Source organism: Pseudoalteromonas rubra, assembly GCF_000967655.1.
Taxonomy (GTDB): Bacteria; Pseudomonadota; Gammaproteobacteria; order Enterobacterales; family Alteromonadaceae; genus Pseudoalteromonas; species Pseudoalteromonas rubra_A.
Genome location: NZ_JXYA01000047.1, coordinates 112,786 through 125,030, shown reverse-complemented (window position 1 = coordinate 125,030; position 12,245 = coordinate 112,786). Strand labels below are relative to the sequence as shown.

Below are 12,245 nucleotides of genomic sequence, written 5' to 3'. Positions count from 1 at the left end.
ACCTGATGCTGTACAGGCGTTAAACTGTCTGGCGAATTTTGACTAAAACTTTTGTCGACAAATAAAATATATTGCGGGAGCTATGTTTGCATGACAAATCAGCAGAGAAAGCACTTTATTATTAGTGCAATTGAACGCGCGGAATGCTCAGACGTGCATGATGCGTTACGTGTTGCCGGAGAAGAAATAGAGTGCCTTGAAGCGATCCCTTTTGGCTCCAGAAACGAAATTATCCGGAGCTGTGAAGACATCGCAGATGGTGTGATAGATGGTAGTGAGTCGATTAAAAGGCTACTGGAGTTTGTAAACTCAGTACCAGATTAGTCGCCTCTCTAACTAATTCCAGTATTTCCAGCCATCGAGATAATAGTAGAGCACATGGGGCTGATCCAGGCTGCTGACTTTACTGTGGGTATTATGCATATCAGCCGGAAACGTCATTAATAAAGGTTCAATATCTGGACTGTAAAAACGCGTGTCGGGCAGGGCATGGTGCTGTAATTGACACGCTGCTTTACAGGCCATGACAAACCCCCAGTTGCCAAATGAGGGCACATCCACATGATACGGGGTGACTGAGTGAAAGCCCACCGACGCCGCCGTATTATGGATTGACCAAAACGCCTGTTTTGCAAAGTAAGGGCTGGTTGCCTGAGTCACCATAATGCCTTGTGTATTCAGGCGATGTTTTACCAGAGTATAAAACTGCTTACTGTACAACCTGGCCAGGCTAATGGTTTTAGGGTCGGGTAAATCCACCACGATTAAGTCGTATCTATTGGGCGTGTCTGTCAGATAGACAAACGCATCCTGATTGAGCACCTTCACTTTGGGGTTGTGCAGCGCGTTGTGATTGAGCTGTTTGAGGTGAAAATTGCTGCGGGCAAGCTCTGCCACGGCCGGGTCCAGGTCAACCAAAGTAATATATTCAATATCGGGGTATTTGAGCAGTTCCCTGGCGGCCAGGCCGTCGCCACCACCCAGGATCAGGACGTTGCGAGTCGCTGTTTGACGCTGGATTGGCAAATGGATCAGTGATTCATGGTAGCGGTATTCATCAATGGCAGAAAACTGCAAGCCACCATTTAAATACAAACGCACATCCTCTTTGTGTTTGGTCATGATCAGCTGTTGGTACCGTGACTGTTCACTGTGCACAATACGGTCTTCAAACACGGTTTCGTTCCAGTGATGATTCAGCGCTTTGCTGAAGAACATCAACCCTGCGAGCGTGAGTAACACAAGTACCAGGAGCCACCTTAACAGGCGTGCCTGTCTGAGAGGAAACTGAGCGTAAAAATACCACAATAAGGTTAAGGCGATGGACAAGTTGATAAGCCCAAACAGCAGTGAGGTTTTAAATACGCCAAGCCAGGGCAGTAGTGCCAGCGGAAAAACCAGGGTGGCGATTAACGCACCCAGATAATCAATAGACAACACATTGGCCAGGTTCACCTTTAAGGTATAGTGCTTTTCCATCAGCCGTGACAGCAGCGGAATTTCAAGGCCCACAAAAATCCCAATCAGAGCGGTGAGCGCAACCGACATACTCTGAAAATGCCAGCCCTGAGCATAACAAAAATACAGTAAAGGCACTGAGCTGCCACCAATCAGCGCCAGCATCAGCTCGTACACAATAAACTGCGTTAGCAGTGTGTTGTCAGTGACCCACTTAGACAGGTACGAGCCCACGCCCATAAACGCCATATAGACGCCAATGGTGATGGAAAACTGCATCACACTGTCGCCCAGAAAATAAGCGCCCGTGGTTGCTATCAGCAGCTCATAAACAATCGAGCATAATCCGGCAATAAAGATGCTAAACAGCAGGATATGGCTTTCTCTGAGCACTTATTTACCACCCCGGCCACTGCCACCGCGATGATTGGCACCAGACAAACTTTGCTGACGAATGCTGCGATCAACCGTCATTTGCGACTTACCATAGGCATAACTGACGTAATTAATGTCGTCGTCATTTTTATACGCCCAGCTGAACAGCAAGGCAAATAGCCCGAGGGAGAAACACCAGGCGTACAGCGGGGCACGTGAGGGGCGTGCTTGATCGCCAAACGGGTTATGACCATAGGGCTTTTTGTTATAGGTTGTTTTGCCTGACAAGGGCTCATCATTTTCATAGCGATTGGCTAATAGTGCCAGGCAGCCAACAGCGATGATCCCTGCAATAAATTGTAGAGGAAACAAGGTATCTGCATCTCCCCGAATGGGGACCACACGAAAGGTGTATCGGGTGTTGTTCAATTTTTGGCTATAGCTGCTAGCGTCTGTCAGGTACAGATGGTGGGTGCCTTTGTTCGCAAAGCGGATCTCAAATGAAGCAGCGGTTTTTCTTTCGGTCCAGTGGCCCTCCGAGTCTCTGCCCGATTCAGACCACAGCTCATCCTGATAGCTAAACAGGTAAGTGCCATCGGCTTGATAGACTTCCATATCCATGGCTTTCCAGGTGTTCATTTTCATCATGCCCCTGATTTCAAAGCGCATCATCTGGCCATCTTCAGGCACATCGAACTGATAGGCCTTATCCTGATTGGTATACTCTGCGCTCTTGGCAAAAGGCACCTGAGCGACAGGTTCTTCTAGCATCGTCCGACTAATGAAGCATAAAATAAAAATCACCAGGGCCAGGAAAAAGGTTTTTATCACACTCATAAAATGTCCTTTTTAAAGTGTGTAGAAAATTGCCACGGCAACCGATACGGCCACGCTTGCTTCAATTAATGAAACAGCGGTATTGCCCTGGGCGATGGCCTTGTTGACTCTCACCCCTGGCATCAGTACTAAATCAGTCAGTAAGCGCACCACGGGCAGCAGCACCAGCGCAATGGCTGCGTCGATAAAAAATAGTGTAATGCTGTCTGACCAGCTCTCGAAAGCGCCGCGCAGTGCGTGAAATAAGATAATACCTGTGGCAATTTTGGTTGCCGCAAAACTGACGGCCGCCGCCATATTGTTGTTTTGCAGCTCCTGGTGCAGGTCAAACTGTGTCAGTGCATCATACAGTCGGCTTGCGACCAGCAGGACCAGCTGAGCGAGCAAATAAAATACAATCGCTGAGGCAAAACTCCCTTCTCCTTTCAAAGCCCCTGCGATAATTAATCCGGCGCTGATGTAACTGGCAAATTGCGCGATTCCAACCGGCAGATTCTGATGAGTGATAAGTTGTGTGGTGTTGCAAAACTTAGGTAACAGCAACTTATCGTTAATCACTCGGGTTATCACCAATAAGCCCAGCCCCACCAGTGAGTAAAGACTTACATTGATAAGGTCGGTTAACAGACCTTTACTCGGCCCCTGAAGAACTGCCACGTACATCATAGTAACCGCAATTAAGAAACCACTGATTGATGTTGCCAAAGCCAGGTTTTTGTTCTGTTCAATTTCCGTGAAGGTGTTGTACGAAGTGGTCGCGTTATAGAGCCATTTTGCGACAAATAGCACCACAAGAAAGAGCCCGAAGTAGCTCAGTTCAGCCAAAGGGAAGTCCATGTTTGTTTCCGTATTTTACCCAAGAATGTACAAGCGGGCGATTTTAGCACAGAAAAAAAACGAGTAAATTCTTTTAATATTGCGCTACTTCATGGTGGCTGTTGCCAATGCACGTGATAAAAAGCCACCCGCCATGCGGGTGGCTGCAAAGGCTTAGTCAGCTTTGTTGTCGGCTCGGTACTTGTCAAACCAGGCCAGGATATTACCCACTTTACGTGCCAGGTTGGAGGGTTTGGCGGCAATGCCATGGTAGGCGCCCTGAATGCGTACAAAGGCACTGTCCACACCTTGTAGTTGCAGTGCGCCATAGTATTGCTCACTTTCACTCATTGGGGTGCGCACGTCGAGTTCACCGGTGAGTACCATAGTGGGCGTTTTCACATTGCCAACCAGAGACAGCGGCGAGCGGTTCCAGTATTGCTGGTAGTCGTTCCACGGCAGGTCGCTAAACCAGTAACGCGTCATAAAGGTATAGATGTCGGAAGCACCAATCATGCTGGTCCAGTTGATAACGGGTTTTGCAACCACCGAAGCCTTAAAGCGGTCTGTTTTACCGATGATCCAGGCGGTTAACGTGCCGCCGCCAGAGCCGCCGGTGACAAACAAGTTGTCCTGATCTACGTAGCCTTTGGCAATCACACCGTCAACCATGTCCATCAGGTCGTTGTAATCCTCTGACGGGTAGTTTTTATCAATCTCGTTGGCAAAGTCAGCGCCCATGGACGTTGAACCTCTTGGGTTACCGTAAACCACGACGTAACCGGCGGCTGCGAACAGCTGGACTTCGGTCGAAAATTCCGGGCCATACGCGGTATGGGGACCACCGTGGATCTCCAGGATCAGCGGATACTTTTTATTTGGGTCAAAGTTAGGCGGGGTCACAATCCAGGCTTGCAGGCGTCTGCCGTCAACACTGCTTTTTACTTCCATCAGCTCAGGCTGGTTCAGTGTTTTATGGTCGAACACATCACTGTTCAAGTCGGTCAGTTGAGAGACTTTTCCACGCTTACTGACCACGGCCAAGTCGGCAGGACGTACGCCAGTAGACTGAGTGTAAACAATCTGACCATTGTCGGTTACATCAAAATGACCCGAGGTATAAGGACGGCCTAAGCTCATGCCACCCAGCGCATCGGTGTGGGTTTTTATCTTGCCAGATAAAGAAACGTAGGCGACGTGTTTCTTCCCTTCGTTGTCATAACTGAAATATAAGCCCTTACTGTTGTCGGTCCATTTTATGTCGCCAACGCTGCGATCCAGCTTAGGTGTCAGTCGTTTAATATCAGAGCCATCCGGGTTCATCACATAAAGTTCTGTGATTTGGTTTGATTTACCATTGTCTTCAAAGCCAAGGAATGCCAGCTTTTTTCCGTTGGGGCTAAGCTTAGGGCTATACTCAGGGCCAGACATTGAGGTAAGTTCGGTGACTTTGGCAGTGCGTACATCGATAGCCAGTAAATCGCTGTTGAACACATCAAACTGGGCATCATCATGTGTATTGGCGGCGACAATGAGCTGCTTGCCATCGCCTGACCAGGCTAGTGAACCTGCGTAGTCATGTTTGCCTGAGGTAATTTGTCGCGGCGAGCCACCAATGGCGGGCACAACATAAACGTGCATATTGCCCGGGCGTTTCATGCCAGCACCATCACGCTGGAACAGGGCTTGATCTATGTACTGAGCATTGTCGGCCCATTTTGCGTCTTTGGGTTTAAAGTCGAGGCTGAATAGGGGCTTTGCCTTACCCGGCGTAAACATGGAGAAAGCCAGCTGGCTGCCATCCGGCGAGAAGCTCAGGCTACTGGGAGTCATCGCAACATCTGTTACCCGCGCGGTCAGGCCCGATGCTAAATCGCGGACATAGATTTGAACCTGGCCTTCTTTGCTGGAGAGGTAGGCCATTTTTGTGCCGTCCGGTGAAAACACCGGGCTGAAATGGTTGTGTGTGTCTGACAACAGCGGCAGGTGTGTTTTGCCATCCAGTGATACGGTCCACAGGTTTCTTTTCATGCTGTCTGTCATGATATCCATACTGCGGCGCTCATAGACAACTTGCTTGCCGTTTGGCACGACCACCGGGTTTGCGGCGTATTCAATGTTAAATACATCCTGATAGGTAAGTGTATTGTTGGTGTGCGAAGACTCAGCAGCCAGTGCAGAACCAGACAACGCCAGTGCAATACAAGACGTTAAAATAGAAAGTTTTTTCATTGTTTTAGTACTCTATTCATTTTAGTGGTTGACCGCTTATACACCAGCACTGGGAATACAAACCGTCGCTCAGTACAAAGCCTATTTATGATATGTTGTAACACCTTTTGAAATAGATTCGCGGTAAGTGGGCAGTTTTATCAGATGCTTGACGTAAGCGATGAACAATAAGGCATTAAAAAGTTTGATATTTGCAAGTGTGGCAATGTATCTTTCGCCCTGATAGTTAGACGGGTGTCTTCCGGGCCGTTAGATAAGTGCACTGTAACTTCAGCTTTGGAGCTTTAAAAATCAAAATTATGGATAAGTCATATCAATATACCCTGGCCGGCGTGGCTGCGATTTTTTTGTGGAGCGCCGTTATGGGCCTGGTTCGTGCAGTGACTGAAATGCTGGGCCCGGTAGGCGGCGCCGCTTCTATCTACACGGTGGCATCTGTGTTTTTGGTTCTGGTTATGGGGATACCCAGGATACGCGATTATTCGCCACGTTACATCTTGATTGGGGGCAGCCTGTTTGTTGCTTATGAGATTTGCCTGGCGCTCGCACTGGCAATGGCAAACAGCCGCCAGCAGGCGCTGGAGATGTTGGTAATCAATTATTTATGGCCTGCGCTGACAGTGCTAATGGCGGTGGTCATCAGCGGCAAAAAGAGCAGTATCTGGGTATATCCTGGGATCTTGTTGGCCTTTTTAGGTGTTGCCTGGAGTATCGCGGGCGATGAAGGCATAACACCTGAGCAGTTGCTGGCAAATATCGCATCAAATCCAACAACCTATGCAATGGCATTGAGCGGCGCATTTCTTTGGGCTGTGTATTGCGTTTTAACCAAACGCATTGCCAATGGACAAAATGCGATTACTTTGTTCTTTTTGCTAACGGCAATGAGCTTGTGGGTAAAATTTGCCGCCAGCGATGAAACCGCTATCGTGTTGACCCTTGAGTCTGCGGGTCTACTCCTTATATCCGGGGTCGCGCTGGGCAGTGGATACGCGTTATGGAATTATGCCATTATTGGTGGCAACATGGTGCTGCTGGCGACCTTGTCTTATTTTACGCCTGTGCTATCAACTGCTTTGTCTTCGCTGATCCTGGGGCTGGTACTGACGCAGAGTTTCTTACAAGGGGTGTGCATGGTGACTGCTGGTTCTTTGCTTTGCTGGTGGGTGACCAGAGGAAAGTTTAATGATTAAGTAACCGGGGCTGCAACACAAGTGTGGCGATACCTGCACCTTCAACTGGGGAGAACTCGATTGCATCAAATCAACGTACATTTGGTGAATGCCTTTACTGAACGAGGCAAGGGGGGAAACCCTGCCGGTGTGGTGCTGAACGCCGATGGGCTGACAGATGAGCAAAAGCAGGCTATTGCCCGGGAGGTTGGCTTTTCTGAAACTGCCTTTGTATCCTCGGCCAGCGACGCTGATTTTGCCGTGTCCTTTTTTACACCAACCGCTGAAGTCGATTTTTGTGGGCATGCTATCTGACTCAATACGTTTACCCGTACCAGTCCAATCATTTTACCTTTGAGCAAGGCAAAGCGATGGGACGTACCTCACGTATTACGGCATTGGTTGAGTCTGACGAGTTGGGCATAACCGGCTTGCATGTCGGCGGGTATGCACAGATTCTAGGTCAAAAATTGCTTGTAGCTTAAACTGAACGACCGTTACTACTGGTTGCCATAACCACTCATCGCTATCTCTTTTAAGTTTCTGCTGATTTAGGTAGTCTAGCCGGGATTCAATTTTCGGAGGTATTTCGCGATGTTGCGAATTCTTGCATATGCTGGCCTGGGGCTGGCAGTAACAACCGGCGTTGCCGCTAAAGAGGTGATGACCCCGGAAAAGCTCTGGCAAGTAAAGCGCGTAAGCGCGCTGGGGCTGAATAAAGACAAAACCCATGTCATCTACAAAGTGACCACGCCGAGTGTTGAGCAGAACAATTTTGCCAGTAAAGTATACCAGGTGCCGCTTAAAGGTGGCACACCGCAGTTGCTGGATGCATACCAGGGGCTGCTGGCAAACGATAAAATCTCTGTGGACGGCAGCAAAAAGCTATTCCATGAGAAAGTTGCAGTAGAAGCGGTTCTGGCAACGGACAGACACAAGACGCTGACTCAGGCAAAAGCCTATGTATTTGATGACCTGAACTACCGCCACTGGGATACCTGGAAAGATGGCAGCTACAAGCATGTATTTTATCAGGATCTGAAAACAGAAGAAAAAGTCGACATCATGCAGGGGCAGCCCTTTGATAGTCCTACCTCGCCGTTTGGCGGTGGCAGTGATTATATCTGGGGACCAAAGGGCGAAAACATCTATTATGTGAGCAAAAAGCTGACCGGTGCTGAGTATGTATCTAGCACCAATACGGATATCTATCGCTACAACCTGGCAACAAAAGAGACCGTCAATCTGACCCAAAGCAATCCGGGTTACGATAAGTATCCGGCTTTCTCGCCAAAAGGACACCTTGCCTGGTTACAAATGACCACACCTGGTTATGAAGCTGATAAGAATGACATCATAATCAGAGCGAACGATTATAACGTCAACCTGACAGCGCACTGGGATGGCACAGTAAACAGTTTTAAGTGGAGCCATGATGGTAAGCACATTTACTTTGTGGCGCCAATCGATGGGACTATCCAGTTATTCCAGGTTTCAGTAACCACCAATCCAAAAGCCAGACCGCTCATTAAACAGCTTACCAAAGGTCAGTTTGATGTGAATGGTATTGTGGCTGCACTGGATAAACATCTGGTAGTAACGCGTAATAGCATGAACAAAGCGAATGAAATCTACCGCTTTGATCTGAAAAGCCAAAAGCTGAGCGCGCTGACCAAGGTCAACGATGCGCTCTACGCAAATCTGGACCTGCCAACTGTTAAAAAGCAGATGGTAAAGACCAAAGATGGTCAGGATATGCTGAGCTGGGTGATCTACCCGCCAAACTTTGACGAAACTAAGAAGTACCCAACTTTGTTGTATTTGCAAGGTGGGCCACAGTCGGCGTTGTCGCAGTTTTATTCGTTCCGCTGGAATTTCCAGGTCATGGCATCACAGGGTTATATTGTGGTGGCACCAAACCGCCGTGGTATGCCGGGACATGGCGTTAAGTGGAATGAAGATATTACCCAGGACTGGGGCGGCAAGGTGATGCAGGATTACCTGGATGCCATTGATGAGGTTGCTAAAGCTCCGTACGTTGACAAGTCGCGTATTGCTGCTGTTGGTGCAAGCTTTGGCGGCTATTCAGCCTTTTATTTAGCGGGCAATCATGATGGTCGCTTCAAGTCTTTTATCGCCCACTGCGGCATCTTCGACTTGCGCAGCATGTATGGCAGCACAGAAGAAATCTTCTTTGTGGATCACGAGTTTGGCGGGGCGTACTGGGAGAAAAACGCCGCAACCGACAAAACTTATTCGGCCTTTAACCCAATCAGCTATGTTGATAAATGGGATGCGCCTATGTTTGTTATCCACGGTGGTAAAGACTATCGGGTACCGTTGGAGCAGGGGATCCAGGCATTCCAGGCAGCAAAATTGCGTGGCCTGAAAAGCCGCTTCCTGTATTTCCCTGAAGAGAATCACTGGGTGCTTTCGCCACAAAATGGCATTGTCTGGCAGCGAGAGTTCTTCAAGTGGCTGGACGATACACTCTAAATAAGTGAACACAGTTCCGTTACCGCCCCGCTAACGGATCTGCAAAACCAATAGACTATCTGGGTAGAAACCTCTGCTCAGATAGCTTCTCTTTTATCCTGTCCCGCAGCACCAAATGCGCCATCTTAAATGATAACCCTTCTTTATCATCGTACGCATTCGCACAGCTTGTGCATTATCTAGCCATTAATTGTTTTATTTTTATAAATATTGCCGTTTGGTGTATATTTTGTTTTATATTTAGGAACTTTTTGTGATAGTTTGTCTAAATCTTAGTTTTAAATGAATAAGTCTTTTTAAATCAGGACAATTGCATGGAAACAACAATAAAAAAAGCACTTTTACTTACTTTGGCAACCACCTCTTTAACGGGCGTTGCGCAAGCGAAGGAAAAACTACCGCTGCAAACTCGCGCTGCGATGGACAATGTCAGAATCGTAGGTGGGGGTGAAACAACACCCTTTGCTTATCCGTTTATGGGTAGTTTGCAAGTTTTTAATGGTGAGAAATTTGTTCACTATTGTGGCTCGTCGCTCATTGCTCCAAACAAGGTGCTGACGGCAGCGCACTGCGTTGAGGGCTGGAGTGCCAGTGATTTTGCGGTTAAATTTGGTGGCCATGACCTGACTGACGAAAGTCAGGGGCAGGCCTATGAAGTGACGGACATCGTCATGCATGAAGGTTACAAGGATGAGTACGACTACAATAATGATATCGCGATATTGACCCTGGCAAATCCGGTCGAGGGTATCACGCCCATTGAGTTGGCTGACGATGAACTGAAGCGCAGTTATGTGGCTGGTGAAAACTTCAGAGTAATGGGCTGGGGAGCACTACATGCAGGTGGTCCATCACCGGATAAGCTGCATGAAGTGGATGTGGCCTATATTCCAAATGAAGTGTGTAATGATGCCAAGCACTACGATGGCAGAATTTCCGATAGTATGCTGTGCGCCGGATTCGATGAGGGCGGCAAAGATTCCTGTCAGGGCGATAGTGGTGGCCCGCTGATTGTCAATCGCAATAATCGCTGGATCCAGGTTGGCGTGGTCAGCTGGGGATTTGGCTGTGCAAGCCCAAACAGACCAGGTGTATATGCTGATGTTGCATTTTTAAATACCTGGGCGAATAGAAACCAACAATATGCCGGGTTTGAACCTGGGCAGTTCACCATTGCTGATAAACCCAATGCAACCGTGTCTGTGAGCTTATACAACAAGTCTGCCAGCTCGGTTGAAGTTGCTGGAATTCAGTTATCTGAGGATTCTGCCGGCGCTGCCGTCGCGTCTGAAAACTGTACGGCAACGGTTCTGGAGCCAGGTCAACACTGTGAAGTGTCAGTGGCTACATCGGACAGCTCCTCAGCAGGTGAGTTCACAGTAAGTGCAGAGCTGGCAAATCAGGCGGTTCATTCGCGTGGTTATACATACAGTTATGAGAAGATCCCCGCCAGTAGGGTGATTGATGCGCATATGTCTTCCGAGCCAGTTGTACAGTGGTATACTGGCGGCGATGCACCTTGGTTTGTCAGTGAAGATGTCGCTGAAGACAACACCCGAACGCCACTTTTGATCAGTGGTGACATATCTGACAGAGAGGAAAATCCTAACCTTCAGGATGCGTCACAAAAATCTATTCTGTTGGCTGAAATTGACCATGGGTTAGCACTGGGGTTTGACTTCGAGTACCTGCTGTCATCTGAGCAGAGCTATGACTTTTTCAATGTCTACATTAACGGCGAGCAAGTGCTCAGAAAGAGTGGTTTAGCCGATAAATATGAGAAGACGTCGTTTGACCTGAATAAAGGTTCAAACACAGTGGTGTTCGAATACATAAAAGATAGCTCAGTCAGTGAAGGTGACGACAACATCGTATTGAAAGCATTTGACGTGAAAATGCGTGATAATCTGAGCCCTGCTATCAAACTGGCACAAACTAACCTGAGTGTCAGAAGTGGTATGGGCATTGCCCTGGATGCAACTGGTACAGCGGATCCGGATGGAGACAACTATGCTGTGGCCTGGGCTGAAATGAGCGCGCCAGAGATTGTATTGAGCACGGCAGAGGCATTTACACCTGTTGCACCTGTGGTAAGTGAGACAACTACTCAGACCTATGAAGTAACAGCGACTGACGAATTCGGAGCAGCGTCTAAACAACGTGTTACTGTAACTATCGACGAGAACAAGCAGCCTGTGATTAAGGTTGCCGAAGCGAATATTGAAGTGCGAGGCGGGCTGGAGTTTACATTAGATGCCAGCGGCACGGCGGATCCTGAGGGCGACACGCTGTCCTATACCTGGATAAATCGCTCAGGTGATAGCACGGCTCCTGTTGGTGGAACCGCGGTTGTAAAACTCAAAGCGGATGAAGCACAGGTTGGTAAAACGCTGGTTTATGAAGTGGTTGCACAGGATGAGTTTGGCGCTAAGGCAGGACAACTGGTGACTGTTGCGATTGCTAAAAACAATGCGCCTCAGGTTGTGTTGACTGCGAGTTCTACTTTGGTTGCGTCGGGTCAGAATATCGAGCTGAGCGCATCTGCCTCTGTTGACCTGGAAGGAGACGAGTTGACGTTTAACTGGGAGCAGGTATCAGGTACCAGCGTGAATGTTTCCTCCAGCAATGCGCAGTTGAGCGTTGCAGCGCCTGCTGTTGACCAAAACGAAGTCCTGGAGTTTGCAGTGACTGTGACGGATGCCTTTGGCGCATCATCAACCGAGAACATTAAAGTGACAGTTAAGCAGCCAGAAAAAGACAGTGGCTCGTTTGGCTCATTTGCTTTGTTGTTGATGTCTTTGGCTTTGTTTACTCGTCGTATGAAGAAGTAAACTTTAGCAATAAAGTATAGCCGTAAAA

The 12,245-nt window shown here is 48.3% G+C and carries 9 protein-coding genes; 5 read left to right on the top strand and 4 right to left on the bottom strand.

The genetic code is table 11. The annotated features are described in order from the left end of the window. The first annotated feature begins 90 nt into the window (after nt 1-90). On the top strand, nt 91-324 hold the full coding sequence (locus tag TW77_RS19035) for a hypothetical protein (protein WP_046006556.1): 234 nt from the start codon (nt 91-93) through the stop codon (nt 322-324). 12 nt (nt 325-336) lie between these two features. Here TW77_RS19035 and TW77_RS19030 read toward each other — a convergent pair whose 3' ends face one another. The 4 genes from TW77_RS19030 to TW77_RS19015 form a co-directional block, all read right to left on the bottom strand. After that, entirely contained in the window at nt 337-1,851 is a 1,515-nt protein-coding gene (locus TW77_RS19030; protein ID WP_046006555.1) for a polyamine aminopropyltransferase, read from the bottom strand. Further along, on the bottom strand, nt 1,852-2,670 hold the full coding sequence (locus tag TW77_RS19025; protein WP_046006554.1) for a hypothetical protein: 819 nt from the start codon (nt 2,668-2,670) through the stop codon (nt 1,852-1,854). It lies immediately after the preceding gene. Nucleotides 2,671-2,682: 12 nt separating this feature from the next. Beyond that, the gene (locus tag TW77_RS19020; RefSeq protein ID WP_046006553.1) at nt 2,683-3,507 is read right to left on the bottom strand and encodes a DUF350 domain-containing protein; all 825 of its coding nucleotides are present in this window, start codon (nt 3,505-3,507) and stop codon (nt 2,683-2,685) included. Between the two features lie 153 nt (nt 3,508-3,660). Then, nucleotides 3,661-5,718 carry a S9 family peptidase gene (locus TW77_RS19015; protein ID WP_046006552.1) on the bottom strand — a complete coding sequence of 686 codons (2,058 nt, stop codon included), beginning with the start codon at nt 5,716-5,718 and terminating at the stop codon, nt 3,661-3,663. Between the two features lie 299 nt (nt 5,719-6,017). Between TW77_RS19015 and yddG the strand changes: the two genes are divergently transcribed. From yddG to TW77_RS18995, 4 genes are all read left to right on the top strand, one after another. Further along, a complete protein-coding gene (yddG, locus tag TW77_RS19010; protein ID WP_082078979.1) occupies nt 6,018-6,911 on the top strand; it encodes an aromatic amino acid DMT transporter YddG in 894 nt (297 codons plus the stop codon). A 60-nt stretch (nt 6,912-6,971) separates the two neighbouring features. Continuing rightward, a complete protein-coding gene (locus tag TW77_RS19005; RefSeq protein WP_046006551.1) occupies nt 6,972-7,205 on the top strand; it encodes a PhzF family phenazine biosynthesis protein in 234 nt (77 codons plus the stop codon). A gap of 279 nt (nt 7,206-7,484) precedes the next feature. Next, nucleotides 7,485-9,386, top strand: coding sequence for a S9 family peptidase (locus tag TW77_RS19000; RefSeq protein ID WP_046006550.1), 1,902 nt, complete (start codon nt 7,485-7,487; stop codon nt 9,384-9,386). Between the two features lie 314 nt (nt 9,387-9,700). Next, complete coding sequence (locus TW77_RS18995; RefSeq protein ID WP_046006549.1) at nt 9,701-12,217, top strand: serine protease; 2,517 nt, start codon at nt 9,701-9,703, stop codon at nt 12,215-12,217. Nucleotides 12,218-12,245 lie beyond the last annotated feature (28 nt).